A 20,039-nucleotide genomic window follows, 5' to 3' on the forward strand; every position below is an offset into this window, starting at 1 on the left:
AGAGCCAAGACTCGATGTTGTCACTCAGTATACTAAGGTGGCGCCAACACGCCTAAAGTCTTCAAATGTATCAGCTATGGGTTAGAAAATGAACTTACTCTCTCAAATAGAGGCACGCAGAGAAAACTCCAGCTTTATCTCATAGCCGACTGAGCACGCCCCCCGCCGACCGCATTCTATCGAGCGATAAAGGTCATATATAAGCGATAGGTCACAGCCAAAGATCAGAATCACCGCCACCAGAGCAGGCCAAATCTTTACTTTGCGAGAAAAAACTTTACCCCCATCTCAGATAGCCCAACCCGAAAAGACATTCAGCATTCAACAATTGGGGAGTAAAAGTACTAACGGGCACTTAAGACTGATCAAACACCGGAAATGTATTCAACTGAATTAGTCTGTGCCATTATATTCGCCGTGATTAACCTTCGCCTCCAAACTGCCTCCTATAACACCCCCAACTCAAGAAACTAAATTTTATGAAGTTGCTTTCCATAAACAACTACCACTATCGACGCGGCGGCGCCGAAGTGGTCTTCCTCGAACAAAATCGGCTTTTTGAGCGCGCAGGCTGGGAGGTTATTCCATTTGCAATGCATCATCCCGACAACCTACCATCAACTTACTCAAATTATTTTATCAATGAAATTGAGTTCGGAAGGGACTACTCGTTAACACAAAAGATCTTAAACACCATCAAGATCACACACTCAAGCGAATCCCAGCAAAAAATACGCCAACTCTCAAGAAAAACAAAGCCAAATATCGCTCACGCACACAATATCTACCACCATATATCGCCATCGATTTTCAAGGCGCTCAAAGCTGAAGGCATTCCAACCTTCCTTACCCTTCACGACTTAAAGATTGCCTGCCCAGCATATAAGATGCTAAATAGCTCTGGCGTGTGTGAGCAATGCAAAGGGGGAAATATAACCCACCTTATAAAGAACAAATGCATTAAGAACTCTACCGCAGTAAGTGCCGCAGTCTTCGTAGAAACCCTGGTACAACGTGTAATTGGTAGCTACAAAAATCACGTAGACTGCTTTATTGTACCCAGTAAGTTCTATTTGGAGAAATTCGTTGAATGGGGCTGGCCTAGAGAACGCTTTCGTTACATCCCAAATTTTGTAGACTCCTCAGCACTGCCCTACGACGCCAATCCTGGTGAGGCCTTTGTTTATTTTGGCCGATTGGGCCCAGAAAAAGGCCTTCAAACACTGATTAGAGCGGCGGCCTTATCCGACTCCAAAGTCATCATCGCCGGCACCGGCCCTGAAGAAGACAGACTTCGCTTACTTGCAAAAGAGGTGAATGCAGATATTGAATTTGCTGGATATCAAACCGGCTCTGCACTACACAACGTCATTCACTCAAGTAAAGCAGTGATATTGCCGTCCGAATGGTATGAAAATGCACCACTTAGTATTATGGAGGCATACGCACTAGGACGCCCCATAATAGGAGCTGACATTGGGGGGATTCCCGAACTTATTCAACAGGATAAAACGGGAGCGGTGTTTACTAGTAAAGATCCATCTGACCTGGCGTCCCAAATGACGCGATTTAAACAACTCCCCAAAGAAAAGATTATCGAAATGGGCGCTGCGGGACGACGTTGGATGGATGCAGAGTTTACCAAGGAAAAATACTTGGAAAGACTGGTATCCCTCTACAAAGAATTTAGCGAAAATCTCTCGGAGAGCCAGCCTCAAAGCGAAGAGGTTAGCAGCTAACAAATGCCTCTTTAAGCCGTGGTGTCAGACACTGACGTCTGCCACCACCAGGTTGTTGCTTTCTAGAATCTGGAGCAGCTGGTCATAGTTCTCAACAGACTCTCTAACATCTTTTGAAGACTGGACTTTTACTTGCGGCTGAGACGCAAGCAAGCCTTCATCATCGCAGTTAAAAAACTGAAAAACTTTTTTCCCTACCAATGCGTTATCGGCTTTGAAATCCTCATAAGCAACCTGCAAATACGGATTCGAAGCTTTAAGTTGAACCAATTTATTATCGAGATAGTTTTTCGCTGTGAGCATTTTCACAGCTTCAGTAGGGTTTATCTTTGCAGCCGCATCAGCGCCATAAGCGCCAATGTATTTTCCCGTTGTTTTTGACAACGCCTTTGAAGTAAGCCAACCCACATTATCCCTCCGAACGATATGAATAATATGAAGATCAGGCGAGGATGCAAACCAAGCCAGATGGGCATTTAAACGATCAACCCACAAGGCAGGGCTAATTGAGGGGTGACCAAACCACAGACGTGAAGAGCGAAATAGCCGTCGATACCCTAACCAAGCTAAATCATCCCGATACACAGTCGCCATATGCTTCTGGTGTTTGGGCAGTAGCCGAGAAAAATCACCACCAAGAGCTTGCTTGGCAGAAGATATCTTTTTAAGCAATGGGCTACGAACTGTCCACTCCCAACCACAAGCTATATCTTTATGAGCACTGATAACGTCAGCTAAAGCACTACTGCCGGTTCGCTGAGTTCCCACAATAACAAAATTCTTCATATTGACCGCATCGAGACTTCTTTGGCTCAATATACCAGACTTTACTTGCAGACCACATAGAGCCGTCCGAATTGAACGGCCATGAAACAGAACAGGTGCTAGGACTTAGAAAAAACTCTGCTCGACAGTAATAATATCTCCAGGCTTAACCGGCTTATTGAGGCTAACCTCTTCCGGCTTCTGCTGAGGATCATCATCTGAAATGATAAAAATATTCCGCTTGGAAGCCCTTTCGGTAAAGCCTCCGGCGAGGGCCACGGCTTTGCGAACCGTCAATCCAGGCTGAAAGGGAAAGCCTCCGGGCTGCTTAACTTCGCCATTAATATAGAAGTTGCGATATCGGATGATATTGATGCTAACCCGTGGATCAATCAAATAATCCCCTCGAAGCCCATCTGCAATGCGCTGTTGAAGCTGGCCTACGGTAAGCCCCAGAACACGCAACTCCCCCAAAAAAGGATATGACAAAGTGCCAGCATCACTGAGCTGAGATTCGACCGTCAGGTCATCCTCTCCAAAAACCTGAATCCTAATAACGTCACCGGAACCCAATGTATAAGCAGATAGCCCTTCTTGTTGGGCCAAGCTAGCGTTTGCAACAAACACGGTTAGCAGCACAAAAACTTGCGCCAAAAGCCTTAACATGGTTCCCAGCACCTGCCGTTTCATACCTCGTTCCTTTATTACTTTTTCCAAAATGCGACCGGGTCTACAGACGCTATAAACTTAGATCAATGTGCAAACCGATATAATTCCTGGCGTATTCATACTGTTCGCTGGTCGACTCTTTGTCTCTTGCCTTCCAGGAAAGTGACACGTCCATCCAACGGTGCATATTATAGACGCCAGAGACACTAAAACTCTGAATTTTATCTGATCGCTCAGAAACCCCACCGACATAGTCGTTGTCAGCATACTCGTATGACAGCGTACTTCTGAATCTCGGAGCCCAACCATGCCCCCAGCGCAATCCATAGACTTGCGCGTCGATGAAATTTCCCTGTCCGTTTGTTTCACGATCCTCACGACCAGCAAGCAATTGTATCTCACTGCGCCGCACAGGTGACCACGTGACATCCACATCCCAGCTGGCCCCATCAAAATCCTGCCGATCCGCATCATCAAAGGTTCTCGTCACGTACCCGACCCGCAGCCGACTCTCCACCTTGGCAGATGACGTCCAGGTAATTCCGGTTAGCCATGTTTGCGTCTGTGCATCAAGGGTATCGAACCCTCCATCAACCTCAGCAGGATCGCTCACATAATCGACACTCCTGCTCTCGTATTCGAAAGTCCAATCACTGCGCGCACCGATGCGATAGAAAAATTCTGCATGGCCAGCAACCACATCAAAGTCTCGACGCTCGGTTAATTCTCGGAAGTTGTCGTATTCTTTTTCTCCATAGTCCACCCCCAACTCAAGGCGCCCTTTGGAGGTGTCGCTGCCCAGTCGATATTCAGCAAATAGGCGCTGCTCAGAAAAGGTGATTGGCTCATCGACCAAGCCAATCTGCGCGCCCTCCGTCAACCCAGTCCCGCGGTCTTCATGGGATAACGCGTAGTTGACCCCAACTCCCAGCTGATTCCGGTGATTAAATTTCAGGTCGGATGCCACATTAATCGTCGTATCTGAAAAATTATCATCGCTCTCCGCTTCGTAATACCCCGTACGATTGTCCAATTTAACACTCAGATCTATAAGGTTATTGCCAAACTCTCCCGATACACTGGGGTTTAGCAAAGTAATCCACGATTCAACCTCATTTTCAGGTTGACTGTAGAGGTTATCCGTATAGGCCTGGGAAACCCGCAATTGAGGTGTCAAGGTGACGCCAGCGATCTGGGTCGGCGCGGGATCCAAGGCTATCGCCTGAGAGGAAATCACGGTAGAAACCAGCAAACCACCAACGGAAAATCGGGATATCATAAGATTCTCGTACGTAAATTCACTTAAACTGTAGAAATATCGGGCACATGTGGCACCAAAAACAGCCACAAAATGAGGGATTAAACGACTACCGCAAAGGGTAATGGAAGATTTTCATCCTACTTAAATGAATATAGCAGCGATATTATGAACCAGCGAATTCACTCGTCGCTTTTTTGACGTATCGACATCACATCGATCCGAGAAATGCCGACTGAGGCAGTTTTCAATGATTGAGCCCTCGGCGAGATCCCGACAGCCACCTTCTAAGAGGCTAAAGTAGCTCTAACTCGCAACACCCAATGCCGCCGAATTAATCCTAATAGCGAATTAGACGACGATCACATAATGATTACCAATGTTTGCATAGGCAATAATTTCGACCAATACTTTATGCATTGATGTTACTTTCCTTGAGGAAGCAGTATGAAACGGATGGAATTCTCCGATCACCTTGCACGTATTGAAGCCGAATTAAAGGAGCTGGATATCTTTAAAGCCCGAGTGACGTCCATGCAAAATAACTTTAAACGGCGCATCGACGATGTTGAGGCACGGCTCAATGAATCTCAGAATCGTCATGAGCTGGAAGCGCTTTTAATTGAGAAAGCGGATCTGATTGAGCGAATTGAGAATTTCACAGACTTATTGCTTGAAACCGGTGAAAAGCAGCACGAGCTGACACTAAAAATGCAGATGGGAGAACGAACCGGTACAGACGCATAAAAAGGCCCGACTCTCACCTGGAAGGCAATCACTCCCGGCGAAGCAGCGAATGAGAGCGGGCGCTGCAACAGGCTATTGTTCTACCGGCATGACGGAAGTATGACGACTATCCGTCCCAGCCCTCGTCGTCCATGGAGTCAAAGCGATTATCAGCTTTGGGCGCTTTGGCTTTAAAAAGTCGATCGAGCATCGGTGGAAGCTCACCATTCAACTGGCCATGTAGATCTTCGAGCAATTCTTCAACGTCCGGCCCCTCTTTCACGATAACCGGATTAACCCCAAGAGCAATCAACTGCTTTGTAGCAGAGCCTCCAACGGAGCCGCAATAAACCATATCGCACCCCGCCAACCAGGCCAGTTTTGGCTTCAGCTTATCCTCATTACCGTCTTTAAGCTCTTTTGGAAAATTCTTATACGTAAGCAGCACCGCTCTCTCTGCATTGATACTGTAGACATAAAAGCCCTGAGCGGAACCAAAATGCTGATCAACGCATTCACCATCCATACTGGCGTAGGCAACAATGACACTCTTTGGATCATTCGATAAAACACCGCTCTCCAAAGCGTCAGCAACACTATCTACATTGGTTACCAAGGCTTCCGATTCCATCAACATTCCCATACCCTGTCTCCTAACCATGCAAAAAGATTTACAACGAGCCTTCTTTACAACTAACCATCCAACGTATATTCGCCAGCATCTATCATGCCCTGTAAAATACTTTGAAGTGTCTCAGGCTCAATTAGGCAGCCACGCTTGGCGGGCATCCGCATGACTTCCAACATAACCCCCTCTTCAGAGAGCATACTCAATTGCTCCATAAAGCTCTCAAGAGACTCTTCTGCAGGGGAAAACACTTGCCAAGAAGCTGTACAACAATCTTGTGCAAATTTTCGATACGGCCAGAGGGGTAAAACAGATACGCCGTCATCATCGTGAAAAACCCATTCAACCCCATCATCAAGGCTCCACACCTCTTCGGTTTCAAAAATACGGGACATGAAATATTCGAGACGCTGCGCATCTGTCATTTCTGGAGCCGCAGCATACTCAACTTCATAAGGGCTATAACGCATGATGCCTTGCCTTACTTAAACAATAGAACTCAGATTCGACCAGAGCGTAAAATCTACAGAAGAGAAATTTTTAATCTTTTCTCGCCGCAGCTACCGATGTAGATGGCAGCACACCGCCACCTGCGGCAGTGATCTCCGACAGCAACTCTTTTGCCTGCTTTCGGCATACGCCACATTGCGTTCCCAAGCCTGTTTTACAGCGCAACTTGCTCATGGTGCAATGCCCCTCTCCAACCGCAGTGCGTATGTGCTTTTCGTTTACGCCTTTACAGATACAAAGATACATAAATCACCCCCGGCCAACCGTCTCCTTACCCTAATTTAACTGGCGACCGCCTCGACTTCTTGCGCCTCAACCAACGATTCCCAATCGATATCTAAAACCTCAATCTTGCGATTCGAGCAAAACCGCTTCTCTTTATCTGTCGCACCGGGAATTAGTGCCCAACCGACTTTTTCATCAGCACCATAGACAATATCACTCATCACCATTCGCTCTGTATCACGGGTAAAATGCATACCCAGAAACAGATAACGACGACCTTTGCGATATTCTTTAAGAAACGACGGGATGGCAAACCCACCCATCAATTCAGTAATATAATCTACATAGTCTGCGTCCGCCGCGACGTAATTTGGCTCTGGTGTTGGGGTTCCCATTGGTTTAAACAGAATAGGCAAAGAGCTGTCTGCCTCTTCTTGGGAAACCGGCGAGTAAGCTGTGCCATCACTTTGATACAACTTAAACCGATACTCAGAAGCGGTAATTCTTGCGCAACCAACGATTAAGATGTGAGGAATCCCCGCATAGCTATCCTGTAATTGCGTATCGCGATTGATATCTATGACATAGTTAGGCTTAATGGCCGCCATCCAATCATGCAGCTTAGATCTCTGCCACTGAGAATGACTGCCATAGGTTTCAGTCAAAAATCGTTCAACAAAGCTTCGCCCTTTTTTAAGCTCCAGATTCATGGCCGCTCTTGGAAATTCATACATTAAACGCGGCGCCATTGGCTGGCCATTGTTCATTGCCAAAATCAGGCTATCACTATCGGCAGGGATTTTTTTGTCACCGGAGGTGCTGGACACATTCTTGAGAACGCCAGGCCCCATATATGGCACGATACTGCCATCTTTTAACCCCTGGATGATCTCGATTACTGTGTTCGCGTAAGACATGCTTACCTCCGTGGTATGTCGTGTCGTTATTTCAGGCCCGGCTCTTAATTTAAACCGGTAGGCAAATACGGCTGTTGAGAATCATTGCAATCCTCGACATGAATTTGCAATTTACAATCCACTCTCGACAAAAACACAAGCCACTGTTTTTACTATTATTTTTCATTCAAAAGAAAAAACGTGAAGCAACTCGCGCGTTCATCAGTGTGTGCCTATGACAAAATGTCAGCTTTCCTACATGTCGAAAAGCAGAGAACAACACCGCATGAACGTTTCCGCGATACGTTATTGGCAAGCATGAGAGTCGCCGGGCGACGACAGGGTCAACGCCCGAGGAAAGCAATAAAGGAAGGATTAATGCTCGAGCTTTTTCTAACCCATTTTAAAAGCCGGCACTTTCAGCAGAGAGACATCCTGTCACCAACAAAACTGACCAATTATCTTTGTGGCGAGGACGATCAGGACGTCCCTTATAAAAGGAAGAACTAGTTTCCTGCGTTAACCCAGACAGCATAATTGACACCGCTCGCAGCAAGAGACCAGCCGCTTCCCGATGGCATCCAATCGGCTGGACCGATTTTCATCGCGACCTTGTCGTCAATCGTCGCGGCATACAAACCGTTTTCTGCCGCGTCGACGACCACAGCAGATTCTGAGTCAATTGCTTGAGATATCCGAATATCAACCAAGGTTTTGATTTGATCATAGAGCCCCCAATTGAACACATGAGGCCAGTAAAGTGTTGGAATTCCTGGATGAGTTAGGATGTAGGCGTAGCCCTGCATCACAGACTCACAGGGCGCTGGCCAGTAGTTCTGCCCAGATCCACAGCTCTCACTAGGCCCGGTGTCATGATTATCCACAAACGTAACCATCTTTTTGGGCCACCAACCGATACCGCCAGCAGGCTTGCCATTGTTACTCAGGCGGCCATATTCGTTGGCATTTAACGCCTGATTCAACAGTCCTTTGGTGGTGAAATCAAATGCACCGCAAACGTCGCCGGTACCATTCACGTAATCCATCAGCTCCTGACGATGAGCGTCCACGTTGTTGTAATTGAGATCATTCCAAACCTCACCGACACAGAAATCCGGATCAACCGCCCGCGCATAAAGACCGGCATAAGACGGGTCGTAGCCTTTTGCGTAATCGTAACGAATACCTGAGAACCCAATATCCTCGAACAGAAATTCCCCAATCCAACTGATGGTGTCATTTTGCACAGTGATATTGGTGTGATCGATGTCGCGGCCAGACTCATAGCCCGAGCCGGTGTCTGCAGAGCCAGTACCGCTTCCCCATTCATCATCGCTGGTTACAGCCCAGTTCCCCCAAGTTGGATTGGTAAAATCCGCCCAATCCCACGTCCCTACACGATGATTGATAACCACATCCGCCACAGAATGAATTCCCGCTGACGCCAAGGCAGCCACCGCGGAGCGCAAATCACTTTCCGATCCATAATAAGAGTCAACGACATACCACTGTCGAGGCAGATAGCCATTGTCTGACGTAGAATCACTGACCGGCGGAAACCAAACATGAGTCACGCCAAGATTCGCAATACTGTCCACTTTACCGATCATTTCTTGATACCAACCATAGTCGTATTGGCTGGAATTCCAATGAAACCCCTGTAATAGAATCGCGTCAGAAGCCACCTCCTGTGCAAGATCATCGCCCGCAGCCGGCATATCGGTACAAGCGCCGATCATAAGAGATAACATCGAGATTTTTTTAAACATAGACTGTGTCCATACAGGTAATAAAAAGACACGCGGCGAGCAATACGTCTTTCTAAACACGATACTCTGCACGCGACTGTGACGGGAACATCACTATAAAAAAGGGACGCAACTCTCGATAGAGAAAATGTCACATTTTTCATTGTTTGAGCGCAGAGTAAGCGCAGTACAGCCACCGAAAACCTCGCCACTAAAAACCCTACAAAGTTTGTGGAATGTCGGTGTTAACACAGCATTGAAGTGTTTTTGTTAGGACAACAACGAACAATCGGGACCTACAAAATCAGATAACTTCCTTACCTTTCAACGACATAAAGAGTTTTTCCTGGTTTGGTACAGACTTCGCACTAGTGAGGGCGCACTTAACCTCTAGTGAAAAGCTACATCCCTGACGGGTTGTGGAATTTGCAAAACAGGAGAAACATCATGCGTCAATGTGCGATTTACGGAAAGGGTGGTATCGGCAAGTCTACCACCACTCAAAACCTGGTTGCTGCTCTGGCAGAAGCCGGCAAGCGAGTAATGATCGTTGGTTGTGACCCTAAAGCTGACTCAACTCGTCTGATTCTTCATTCAAAAGCTCAGAACACCATCATGGAAATGGCTGCTGAAGCAGGCACCGTTGAAGACCTGGAACTGGAAGATGTACTGAAAACCGGTTACGGCGACATCAAGTGTGTTGAGTCTGGTGGTCCAGAGCCCGGTGTTGGTTGTGCTGGCCGCGGTGTAATCACAGCGATCAACTTCCTCGAAGAAGAAGGCGCTTACGACGACGATCTCGACTTTGTTTTCTACGACGTACTGGGTGACGTTGTATGTGGTGGCTTCGCTATGCCTATCCGCGAAAACAAAGCTCAAGAAATCTACATCGTTGTATCTGGTGAGATGATGGCTATGTACGCTGCCAACAACATCTCTAAAGGTATCGTTAAGTACGCCAACTCTGGCGGCGTTCGCTTGGCTGGATTGATCTGTAACAGCCGTAACACTGACAAAGAAGATGAGTTGATCGAAGCTTTGGCTGCTGCTATCGGCACTCAAATGATTCACTTCATCCCACGTGACAATGTTGTACAGCGCGCTGAAATCCGTCGTATGACTGTTATCGAGTACGATCCATCTGCTAAGCAAGCAGACGAGTACCGTACTTTGGCTCAAAAAGTCATCGACAACAAAATGCTGGTTATTCCTCAGCCTGTCACCATGGATGAACTGGAGCAGCTGTTGATGGACTTCGGCATCATGGAAGAAGAAGACGAAAGCATCATCGGTCAAACAGCTACTGCTGAATAAATCGACTGATTCTGGCTCGGCCGGGTATGGGGCAGATTGGCCCCTACCTGCAACTCAATTTCAGAGGAGACAGACAATGACTGTCATGACACGAGACGAAACTGATGCGCTTATTCAGGAAGTGCTTGAAGTTTACCCAGCAAAAGCCAAGAAGGATCGCGCCAAGCATTTGAGCCCAAACGATCCGACACTTGAGCAATCCAAAAAGTGTATTACGTCTAACAAGAAATCTCTGCCTGGCGTTATGACCATCCGTGGTTGTGCCTACGCAGGTTCGAAAGGTGTGGTTTGGGGTCCCATCAAGGACATGATCCACATTTCTCACGGCCCTGTCGGTTGCGGACAGTATTCACGTGCTGGACGTCGTAACTACTACATCGGCACCACCGGCGTTAACACCTTCGTTACCATGAACTTCACCACAGATTTCCAGGAGAAGGACATTGTATTCGGCGGTGACAAGAAGCTGGACAAAACCATCGATGAAATCGAAGCGTTATTCCCATTGAACAAGGGCATTACCATCCAGTCAGAATGTCCAATCGGTCTGATTGGTGATGACATCGAAGCGGTCGCCAAAAAGAAAAACAGCGAAACTGGAAAGACTGTTGTTCCAGTTCGCTGTGAAGGCTTCCGTGGTGTTTCCCAGTCTCTTGGCCACCACATCGCCAACGATGCGGTACGCGACTGGGCGCTGAGCGCTCGCGATGAAGACGATTCATTCGAAACCACTCCTTATGATGTTGCCATCATCGGCGACTACAACATTGGTGGTGACGCTTGGTCTTCTCGTATTCTTCTCGAAGAAATGGGTTTGCGTGTTGTCGCTCAATGGTCTGGTGACGGTTCTATCTCTGAAATTGAGTTGACTCCAAAAGTCAAATTGAACCTGGTTCACTGCTACCGTTCCATGAACTACATCTCTCGCCACATGGAAGAGAAGTACGGCATTCCTTGGATCGAGTACAACTTTTTCGGACCAACCAAAACCGTTGAGTCACTACGCACCATCGCGTCTCACTTCGACGAGTCTGTCCAGCAGAAGTGTGAAGAAGTTATCGCCAAGTACAAGCCCGAATGGGATGCGGTAATTGCCAAGTACCGTCCACGCCTGGAAGGTAAGAAAGTCATGTTGTACATCGGCGGTCTGCGCCCACGTCACGTGATTGGTTCTTATGAAGATCTGGGTATGGAAGTTGTCGGTACTGGATACGAGTTCGGTCATAACGACGACTACGATCGCACCTTGAAAGAAATGGGCGACGCTACACTACTCTACGATGACGTAACCGGTTACGAATTCGAAGAATTCGTCAAAAAAGTTAAGCCAGATCTCATTGGCTCCGGCATTAAAGAAAAGTACATATTCCAAAAAATGGGTGTGCCTTTCCGTCAGATGCACTCTTGGGATTATTCAGGTCCTTACCATGGCTTCGATGGTTTCGCCATCTTCGCTCGGGATATGGATATGACTCTGAACAACCCTTGCTGGAACAAACTGAAAGCACCCTGGGTTGAGGACGAAACTGCTGAAGAAAACGTAGCAGCTTCTGCCTAAACATTAGCCTAAGAGTAACCGGAATTGGGTCGCGAAACCTATCGCGACCTACTCAACCTGTAATCGGTGTTCACAGATTAGTGGCCCGAAAGGAGAGATCTCATGAGTCAGTCAGTAGACGATATTAAGCCTAGCTATCCCTTGTTTCGCGAAGACGAATACAAGGAAATGCTGAAAACCAAGCGCGAGTCGTTTGAAGAGCCACATTCCCAAGAAAAAATCGACGAAGTTTTTCAGTGGACAACCACTGAAGAGTACAAAGAAATTAACTTCGCTCGTGAAGCTCTGACCGTAAACCCTGCAAAAGCTTGTCAACCTCTCGGAGCGGTTCTCTGCTCTCTGGGTTTTGAAAAGACCATGCCTTACGTTCACGGTTCTCAGGGATGCGTTGCCTACTTCCGTACCTACTTCAACCGTCACTTCAAAGAGCCAATTTCTTGTGTTTCTGACTCTATGACAGAAGATGCTGCAGTATTCGGCGGTCAGCAAAACATGAAGGACGGACTCGAAAACTGTAAAGCCATCTACAAGCCAGACATGATCGCTGTGTCTACCACTTGCATGGCGGAAGTTATCGGTGATGACCTGAATGCGTTCATCAACAACTCCAAGAAAGACGGTCACGTTCCTCAGGAGTTTCCAACCCCTTATGCTCATACTCCTAGCTTTGTTGGTAGCCACACCACAGGTTGGGACAACATGTTTGAAGGTATTGCTCGCTACTTTACCCTCAACTACATGGAAGATAAGGAAGTTGGTAGCAACGGCAAAATCAACATTGTTCCAGGGTTTGAAACTTACCTGGGCAACTACCGTGTCATCAAGCGTATGCTGAAAGACATGGACGTTGACTTTACCTTGCTGTCAGACCCTGAAGAGATTCTCGACACACCTGCAGATGGTGAATTCCGCATGTATGCTGGCGGTACCACTCAGGATCAAGTCAAGGATGCACCTAACGCCATCGATACTTTCTTGCTGCAACCATGGCAATTGGTAAAAACTCAAAAATTCGTCAAAAACACTTGGAAGCACCAAGCCGCCAAGATGAACATCCCTATGGGGCTGGACTGGACAGACGAATTTTTAATGGCGATTACCAAAGCCACTGGCAAGCCTGTTTCTGCCGAACTGGCAAAAGAGCGTGGACGTCTGGTCGATATGATGACCGACTCACACACTTGGATGCACGGCAAGAAATACGCGCTTTGGGGTGACCCAGACTTTGTTATGGGCCTTTCCAAGTTTTTGTTAGAACTCGGCGCAGAACCCACTCATATCCTTTGTAACAATGCCAACAAGCGTTGGGGCAAAGCTATGACTCAAATTCTTGTTGACCACAAGATGGATCACTGCTGCAAAGTTCATATCGGCAAAGACCTGTGGCACATGCGCTCTCTGGTATTCACCGAAAAACCAGACTTCATGATTGGCAACTCTTACGGCAAGTTCATCCAGCGCGACACCTTGTACAAGGGTAAAGAGCACGAAGTACCACTGGTTCGTATCGGCTTCCCGATCTTTGACCGTCATCACCTGCATCGTCAAACCACCCTCGGCTACGAAGGTGCCATGCAGATGTTGACCACATTGGTTAACGCGATTCTCGAGCGTTTGGATGACGATACTCGCGGTATGCAGACTACGGATTACAACTACGATTTGATTCGTTAATTTTTCCGTCGCACATGGGGTGGCATTGCCACCCCGTTTTTTTGTTTTCAGGTAATACGCATCGCGAAATACCAAGTGGGAGAATCTGTATGCCTAATGTCATGATACGCCGCAACTCTGATGGTCAGTTGACCTGCTATGTGGCGAAAAAGGATCTTGAAGACGTCATCGTCTCAATGGAAAAAGATGGCAGCGATGGCTGGGGCGGCACATTCGAGCTGGGCGATGGAACCAGCTGGTATATCGAACCCATGTCTGAAGAGCCAAAGTTACCCATTACCGTGAGAGCCCGTCGTGCAGGAGCGTAATTATGAGCGGAGTATCCAAGGATGCCGCTCTGCGTATTGCGTTAGCGGCGAAATCTCTACCTGATAGTGTCGAAGTACGCGACCTGCTATTGGGATTATTGTCATTGGTCGGAGAGCCGATTACCACGGCGAAACTCGGAAAGGTACGTTTAGGTAAACTCAAAAGCCTCGACGCTCTCGCCGAGGTCGACGAATCCGATTTGAAGGCGGCTTTAAACTTCCTCAAAGGCCGCAACATCGAAAGGGCGCCGGATCCCCTCCCGGCAGTCAGCCCGCTGTCTGAAGGAGAAATGCCCGAGTCGATTCGAGTCGCTTGCTCATCAAACAATGGCGACCTCATCGACGGACATTTTGGCTCCTGCTCTCGTTTCCTCATCTATCAGCTGTCGAGCAGCGAAATTCGCTTGGTGGATATTCGTGTTCCCCGAGCTGTGGAAGAAGACGAAGACAAAAACGCCATTCGCGCTCACCTACTGAGCGATTGTCAGGTTCTCTATACCGTTTCCGTAGGTGGCCCGGCCGCAGCCAAAGTGGTACGCGAGGGATTACACCCCATCAAAATGCCACAGGGCGGCGCAGCGCCAGCCGTTCTCGATCGTTTAAGGCAAACGCTAGAAACCTCACCCCCTCCCTGGCTGGCGAAAGCGATGGGTAGAGGTGCTGAGGAAAGGTTGCGCTATCGTGACGAGGAGATCTACGGATGATTACTCAAGATGATCTCAACGAAGTCATTGCACAAGCCGTAGAAAAAGGCCTGTCGGAAAGTTTAGTCAGCGAGCTTCGCGATAAATTTTCCTATCACTTTACCTACTGCATCGACGACGATATGGACAACTACACGCCAGCGGTCGAATGCGAAGGCTTTAACATTTACTTCGTTAATTCAAGCAACCACTGCTCTGTCCTCACTCGCGATCGGGAAAATGCTTCCGGCATGGTACTGGCGGAGGTCATCGACGATGAATGAGGAGCATAGCGAAGTTAACGACCTGACACCCATCGCGGACTGTCGACTCTGCCGCTACCGTCAAAGGCTTCTGCTTATGGGACGCTGCACGCCTGGCGATGCATGCGTTCGAGCTGAGAGCGGTCGTCAGATAGATCGGTTTTTCCGCATCAACCCGGAACTTGCCGTCCACTATTTGAACGACACCTTTTGGGAGCGCAGAGCCGTTGCCATTCGCTATGTTCCAACCGTGGAACTGCCTCGCATGGCGAGAGATCCCGATGAAGCCGTTAGGCGAGCGGTAGCCTATCGACTTCCGAGGGATCAACTCGACATCATGATGCATGACCCAGATCGAGAAGTTCGGATTACTGTTGCCGATCGCATCCCCGAAGACAAGCTTGAGGAAATGGCGCGCGATAGCGACTACTTGGTTCGCGCCTATGTCGCGCAACGGCTTCCTGAAGGCCGCCTGTTTCGGCTGATTCGCGACCCGGATAGACAGGTTCGCAAATTGATCGCGAAACGCCTCCCTCCTGCCAGTCTCGGCATGATGGTTCATGATTCAGAGCCAGAAGTTCGACGTGTCGTCGCAACTCGCTGCGATACGGAAGATCTGTTGGAATTACTGAAAGATGTCGATTGGACCGTGCGCCTGGCAGCGGCGGAAAAAGCGCCATTGGATGCCTTGGAAACACTTGTAAATGACCCCGATGAAGAAGTGAGAAGAACCGTCAGAGAGCGCCAAGACAAAGCTCAACGATCTCACTGATGTTATGCGGACAAACAAACAACTTTCATTTATGAACTTTGCAGGACAATGACCATGTTACTTTCTGAATTCAATGACAAAGGCTACTTCTTCAACAAAAACCTATCAGGAAACCTGGGTGACGCCGAAATCTATCGCGGCGATCTCGTCTTGGAACTTGGCGAGGTTACTGAGCGTGGTGATCGCCTTCCGCCCAAAATTGTCGCCAAGCAAGGCGTACTTTTTATGACGGCGGGAAAGATCGATATGTTGATTGCAGGTATCGACAAACTGGCCGATCTCACGATGCTCTCAGAAAAATACGCGAGCTATTATGCCGATAACGTGCAACTGCTTGTGTTTGTTCACGATTTAGGCTCGGCGGCGGTTGTCTCTTACGAAGGCAATGAATATATCGCAGAGCCTTTAGACGACGGAATGATCTTCAATGAAGCCCTAGAGCTTTTGTGCATCGAGAAGAGTGACCTGAAAGGCCAAAGCGCTGAAGAAAAAGTTGAGACGGTTCTCGCTGAACTTAAAGACTTCAAACCCAAGGGAGCCAAAGTCAGCTACGAAGACGCCCTGGGCATGACGATTGAAGTCAAAGCCAGTGCTCGCGGCCCAGTTTAAGACCTTAAAAGCACGTTAGCGGAGATTCCCAATGAAAGTCGCAGTCGCCACCAAAGACGGCATCTCCGTTAACCTGCACTTTGGACACGCAAAAGAGTTTTGGATCTACCATCTCGACAATGGCGCCGCCTCTTTTCTTGAGCGCCGTGAAGTCGAAAATTATTGCCACGGCCAAACCGGGAGCCAGTCGGCCATGGCGATGATTTTAGAAACCATCAAAGATTGCGACGCGGTTTTCGTTGCCAAGATTGGCGACGGGCCAGTGACCAAATTGGCCAAAATTGGCGTTATCGCCAAGGACGACTTCGCCTATGAAGCCGTCGAAGATGCGCTATCCAGCCTAACCGCCTGATCCTGATCTTGACCGCCGGTCGGCTACATTGCTCCTTCTGTCTCAAACCGCTCATGCCAGCTTAACGCCTCTTGCAACAAATGCGGTGTGTGCATTCCCCGGCGTGACGCACAAGCTCTCTCGAAATAATCATGCAAGCGATCTCTGTAGCTAGGGTGTGCACACTTGTCGATCATCTGCACCGCTCGTTGCCGTGGCGACAAGCCTCGTAAATCGGCCAAGCCCTGCTCTGTCACAATGACCTTCACATCATGCTCCGTATGATCCACATGAGATACCATAGGAACGATCGCGGAGATCTTGCCGTCTTTCGCCGTCGAGGGTGTCATGAATATAGACAGGTAGCCGTTACGAGCAAAATCCCCAGAACCGCCTATACCGTTCATCATGCGAGTCCCCATCACATGAGTAGAATTAACATTTCCGTAGATATCCGCTTCAAGCAGACCATTCATACCAATGATGCCTAAGCGGCGGATGATTTCGGGATGATTGCTGATATCCTGCTGCCTCAATATGATTTTTTCACGATAAAAATCGATATTGTCGTTTAATTCTTGCAGTGCATTGGGACTCAGTGAAAAGGCGGTTGCTGATGCCACTGACAGAGTGCCCGATTTTAGCATCTGCAACATTCCATCCTGGATGACCTCTGTATAAGCGGTCAGATCTTTATAGCCGCCATGATCCAACCCATTCAGAACCGCATTTGGAATATTACCGACACCAGATTGCATCGGTAATAGGTTCTTCGGCAAACGGCCTTTCTTCACCTCGTGAGCAAAAAACTCCAATATATGATCTGCGATCTGCTGGGAAATGGCATCGGGATCAGAAAACGGTGAATTGCGGTCCGGTGCGGAAGTCTCAACGACCGCGACAATTTTTTCCCTGGGAATATGGTAATAGCGCTCGCCTATACGATCACTGGGCTCAGTCAGCATAATAGGCTTTCTTTCCGGTGGCAGCCGTGTTCCATAGTAAATATCATGCATTCCCTCAAGTTTGAGGCTTTGCTGGTCGTTTACCTCAAGAATCACGCGGTCGGCCTGCTCAATCCAGGTTTTGTTATTGCCAACCGATGACGAGGGAATCAAACTTCCATCTTCGCGAATGCCCGCCACCTCGATCACCGCAACGTCCAACTTACCAAGAAATCCTGACCAGGCGTACTGTGAGACCTCGGATAAATGCAAATCAATATAGTGCATTCTGCCGTCATTGATTTGCTGACGGCAAATAGGATCGGACTGATAGGGCAACCTCATATTGATGCCTTCAGCCTTCGCCAGAACGCCATCTAATTCTGGCGCTGTCGATGCACCCGTCCATAAATTGATCTGAAACGTCTCTCCGCCAGCTCGCAGCGCTTCCGCACGAGATACCAGTGCTCCGGGCACCGCCTTAGGATAACCTGCACCAGTGAAACCGCTCATACCAACGGTATCCCGATCACAAATGGCTTTGACCGCCTCTTCGGCAGGTACAACTTTTGAACGCAGAACTGGGCATTGAATACGGGAAATCGAAGACATGGGAGCTCCAAAACAGCACTAAACAGGAACAAAAGGTAGAAGTCACACCACGAGTGCCGAGGCAGAGAATGTTGTCGCGCGTGATCTACGCAATACAGCAGGCGTTATCGTAAAACAGCTAAATTACCGCCGAGGACTTTAGCATTGTTATGCATAATTACTATAAGACCAAAGTGGAACATTACGATCGCAGTTGCGCCAAATCGTCAATGACGTTTCTGAAAAACACATAACGTCAACTGACATCTATTTTGCCTAAAGAAATAAATGAAAATTTTTTTATTTTTATGAAAAGAACTTGAACACATGTGGTCAATAGATCAGCGACGTTCAATTAACGGGCAAAAGACCACCCGAGATGACATAGAAGTCTATGCCGACACATCTTCGCAGCAAACACACTGCCAGTTAAGGCGTCTCCGATTCATGACATCAGTGCAATAAGCTCTGCCGCACTTTTTACTGCGTTACAACTCTCTCTATCGCGCTTAACACCTTGCAATACGCCCGGCTCTAGCACTCAGACAGAAGTGCCGAAAGCCTCTTCCGACAGAAAAAGGGAAGTCAATGACTACAGCAATCAAGCACGATATCGCGCTTTTGGATTTTTTGAGAGGCTGGTCTGCGCTGCTCGTTTTTTTCCATCACGCAGCAATATTGGGGGGAGGCCCGAACAAGCTCGCGGGTTTTATCGGACATGAGGCGGTCAATGTCTTTATGCTCGCGTCCGGTTTTTTGATTTACTTTCAATGCTCTATCAGCAAGTCATATCAAAATTTGGAAACCTCTACCGGACTGACAAATTTCGCAATACGCCGCTTCTTTCGAATTGCACCTGCTTACTATGTTTGCCTCATAATCGCGTTGCTCTTAGCAGACCAACTCGGCGAGTCCCGCGAAGCGATTGGCGATGTTTTACCAAAAACCATGACCGACTTAAATCGGTATTACATTGAATCGCCCCTAGAATCCTTCTTCGTACATATCACCTTTATCTTTGGCTTGATTCCAAACTACGCATTTAGCACCCCACTCCCCGATTGGAGCCTTGGGCTGGAGATGCAATTTTATTTGATATTTCCGCTACTTTTTTTCTTTTACCGGAAAAACTTTTCGCTTTTCTTCACCCTATCACTCTGCATTATGGCGACGATGGGACTAACCATTCATGCGATGGGTGTTGATTACCCCATGCCAACGCTAATCGCCTTAAAATTTCACAATTTTGCTTCTGGCATGGCGATCGCTCATATCTTGCTACACCCGGATAACAAGAAAAACAATCTCGTGATTATCGGTGTAACATTGGTATTTTTGGTCTTACTGAATGAAAAACCTATTATGCCGCTCGTTTTCTTAGCCTGTTTATGGTGGATCTGCTTTATCGATAGCCACCATAGAGATGCGTCTTTTCGATGGCTAAATTGGATATTCAACAATAAGATCAATAAATTTCTGTCCGAAATCTCTTATTCACTCTATATCGTACACCTGATGTTCATGCTGCCTTTTTTCGCATATCTACTCAATGGACATACACTCACAGGTGCTGAATGGCTTGCGGGAACACTCGCCCTACTTCTGGTCGTGGCTCCTGTATCCTACGCCATATACAGATTGATCGAATTACCCGGAATAAGTCTCGGCAAGCACCTTATTCATAAGGTTCGCCCGTCAAAACCGCTAGTGTCGAATTAGTATGTAGATGCCGGCTTTCTTCACCGATCATCACCTCAGGCTATCGGGGACGTTCATCTAAAAGCACTGTGTGATGCTCGATGCGGCCATCCTGCGACTAGGGGTTGCC

The 20,039-nt window shown here is 47.9% G+C and carries 21 protein-coding genes; 12 read left to right on the forward strand and 9 right to left on the reverse strand.

The window, feature by feature from the left end; genetic code table 11:
* Window positions 1–479 precede the first annotated feature (479 nt).
* A complete protein-coding gene (locus tag ACXAFR_RS08960; RefSeq protein WP_475175773.1) occupies window positions 480–1,739 on the forward strand; it encodes a glycosyltransferase family 4 protein in 1,260 nt (419 codons plus the stop codon).
* A 24-nt stretch (window positions 1,740–1,763) separates the two neighbouring features.
* On the opposite strand, the gene ACXAFR_RS08965 is transcribed toward ACXAFR_RS08960, so the two are convergent.
* The 3 genes from ACXAFR_RS08965 to ACXAFR_RS08975 all read right to left on the reverse strand — a co-directional run bounded on the left by ACXAFR_RS08965 (window position 1,764) and on the right by ACXAFR_RS08975 (window position 4,452).
* The gene (locus ACXAFR_RS08965; RefSeq protein ID WP_475175776.1) at window positions 1,764–2,525 is read right to left on the reverse strand and encodes a sulfotransferase; all 762 of its coding nucleotides are present in this window, start codon (window positions 2,523–2,525) and stop codon (window positions 1,764–1,766) included.
* 105 nt (window positions 2,526–2,630) lie between these two features.
* The gene (locus ACXAFR_RS08970; RefSeq protein WP_475175778.1) at window positions 2,631–3,194 is read right to left on the reverse strand and encodes a polysaccharide biosynthesis/export family protein; all 564 of its coding nucleotides are present in this window, start codon (window positions 3,192–3,194) and stop codon (window positions 2,631–2,633) included.
* A 49-nt stretch (window positions 3,195–3,243) separates the two neighbouring features.
* The gene (locus ACXAFR_RS08975) at window positions 3,244–4,452 is read right to left on the reverse strand and encodes an outer membrane beta-barrel protein (protein ID WP_475175780.1); all 1,209 of its coding nucleotides are present in this window, start codon (window positions 4,450–4,452) and stop codon (window positions 3,244–3,246) included.
* A gap of 426 nt (window positions 4,453–4,878) precedes the next feature.
* Between ACXAFR_RS08975 and ACXAFR_RS08980 the strand changes: the two genes are divergently transcribed.
* Window positions 4,879–5,178 carry a hypothetical protein gene (locus ACXAFR_RS08980; protein ID WP_475175781.1) on the forward strand — a complete coding sequence of 100 codons (300 nt, stop codon included), beginning with the start codon at window positions 4,879–4,881 and terminating at the stop codon, window positions 5,176–5,178.
* Between the two features lie 106 nt (window positions 5,179–5,284).
* On the opposite strand, the gene ACXAFR_RS08985 is transcribed toward ACXAFR_RS08980, so the two are convergent.
* The 5 genes from ACXAFR_RS08985 to ACXAFR_RS09005 form a co-directional block, all read right to left on the reverse strand.
* Window positions 5,285–5,800, reverse strand: a complete 516-nt coding sequence (locus ACXAFR_RS08985) for a NifB/NifX family molybdenum-iron cluster-binding protein (protein ID WP_475175783.1) — start codon at window positions 5,798–5,800, stop codon at window positions 5,285–5,287.
* A gap of 50 nt (window positions 5,801–5,850) precedes the next feature.
* Window positions 5,851–6,255: a DUF2750 domain-containing protein gene (locus tag ACXAFR_RS08990; RefSeq protein ID WP_475175785.1), complete on the reverse strand. Its 405-nt coding sequence runs from the start codon at window positions 6,253–6,255 to the stop codon at window positions 5,851–5,853.
* A gap of 70 nt (window positions 6,256–6,325) precedes the next feature.
* Window positions 6,326–6,541 carry a (2Fe-2S)-binding protein gene (locus ACXAFR_RS08995; RefSeq protein WP_475175787.1) on the reverse strand — a complete coding sequence of 72 codons (216 nt, stop codon included), beginning with the start codon at window positions 6,539–6,541 and terminating at the stop codon, window positions 6,326–6,328.
* Window positions 6,542–6,576: 35 nt separating this feature from the next.
* Window positions 6,577–7,437, reverse strand: coding sequence for an SIR2 family protein (locus ACXAFR_RS09000; protein WP_475175789.1), 861 nt, complete (start codon window positions 7,435–7,437; stop codon window positions 6,577–6,579).
* A gap of 485 nt (window positions 7,438–7,922) precedes the next feature.
* A complete protein-coding gene (locus tag ACXAFR_RS09005; RefSeq protein WP_475175791.1) occupies window positions 7,923–9,185 on the reverse strand; it encodes an alpha-amylase C-terminal beta-sheet domain-containing protein in 1,263 nt (420 codons plus the stop codon).
* A gap of 426 nt (window positions 9,186–9,611) precedes the next feature.
* Between ACXAFR_RS09005 and nifH the strand changes: the two genes are divergently transcribed.
* From nifH to ACXAFR_RS09050, 9 genes are all read left to right on the forward strand, one after another.
* Entirely contained in the window at window positions 9,612–10,478 is an 867-nt protein-coding gene (nifH, locus tag ACXAFR_RS09010) for a nitrogenase iron protein (RefSeq protein WP_475175794.1), read from the forward strand.
* A gap of 76 nt (window positions 10,479–10,554) precedes the next feature.
* The gene (gene nifD, locus ACXAFR_RS09015; RefSeq protein WP_475175796.1) at window positions 10,555–12,036 is read left to right on the forward strand and encodes a nitrogenase molybdenum-iron protein alpha chain; all 1,482 of its coding nucleotides are present in this window, start codon (window positions 10,555–10,557) and stop codon (window positions 12,034–12,036) included.
* 102 nt (window positions 12,037–12,138) lie between these two features.
* Window positions 12,139–13,710 (forward strand): nitrogenase molybdenum-iron protein subunit beta, encoded by a 1,572-nt coding sequence (gene nifK, locus ACXAFR_RS09020; RefSeq protein WP_475175798.1) that lies wholly within the window; start codon window positions 12,139–12,141, stop codon window positions 13,708–13,710.
* A gap of 89 nt (window positions 13,711–13,799) precedes the next feature.
* Window positions 13,800–14,018, forward strand: coding sequence for a putative nitrogen fixation protein NifT (gene nifT, locus ACXAFR_RS09025; protein WP_475175799.1), 219 nt, complete (start codon window positions 13,800–13,802; stop codon window positions 14,016–14,018).
* A 2-nt stretch (window positions 14,019–14,020) separates the two neighbouring features.
* Window positions 14,021–14,722 (forward strand): NifB/NifX family molybdenum-iron cluster-binding protein, encoded by a 702-nt coding sequence (locus ACXAFR_RS09030; RefSeq protein WP_475175802.1) that lies wholly within the window; start codon window positions 14,021–14,023, stop codon window positions 14,720–14,722.
* Window positions 14,719–14,985 (forward strand): DUF6129 family protein, encoded by a 267-nt coding sequence (locus tag ACXAFR_RS09035; protein ID WP_475175804.1) that lies wholly within the window; start codon window positions 14,719–14,721, stop codon window positions 14,983–14,985. The genes ACXAFR_RS09030 and ACXAFR_RS09035 overlap by 4 nt, the downstream gene beginning before the upstream one ends.
* Entirely contained in the window at window positions 14,978–15,736 is a 759-nt protein-coding gene (locus ACXAFR_RS09040; protein WP_475175807.1) for a 4Fe4S-binding leucine-rich repeat protein, read from the forward strand. The genes ACXAFR_RS09035 and ACXAFR_RS09040 overlap by 8 nt, the downstream gene beginning before the upstream one ends.
* 54 nt (window positions 15,737–15,790) lie before the next feature.
* Window positions 15,791–16,345 carry a hypothetical protein gene (locus ACXAFR_RS09045; RefSeq protein ID WP_475175811.1) on the forward strand — a complete coding sequence of 185 codons (555 nt, stop codon included), beginning with the start codon at window positions 15,791–15,793 and terminating at the stop codon, window positions 16,343–16,345.
* 31 nt (window positions 16,346–16,376) lie between these two features.
* Complete coding sequence (locus tag ACXAFR_RS09050) at window positions 16,377–16,697, forward strand: NifB/NifX family molybdenum-iron cluster-binding protein (protein ID WP_475175816.1); 321 nt, start codon at window positions 16,377–16,379, stop codon at window positions 16,695–16,697.
* Window positions 16,698–16,720: 23 nt separating this feature from the next.
* Here ACXAFR_RS09050 and ACXAFR_RS09055 read toward each other — a convergent pair whose 3' ends face one another.
* A complete protein-coding gene (locus ACXAFR_RS09055) occupies window positions 16,721–18,232 on the reverse strand; it encodes an acetyl-CoA hydrolase/transferase family protein (RefSeq protein ID WP_475175817.1) in 1,512 nt (503 codons plus the stop codon).
* Between the two features lie 567 nt (window positions 18,233–18,799).
* Here ACXAFR_RS09055 and ACXAFR_RS09060 point away from each other — a divergent pair.
* On the forward strand, window positions 18,800–19,930 hold the full coding sequence (locus tag ACXAFR_RS09060; RefSeq protein WP_475175818.1) for an acyltransferase family protein: 1,131 nt from the start codon (window positions 18,800–18,802) through the stop codon (window positions 19,928–19,930).
* The last annotated feature ends 109 nt before the right edge of the window (window positions 19,931–20,039 follow it).

The sequence above is a fragment of the Pseudomaricurvus sp. ABR4_320 genome, assembly GCF_056159445.1.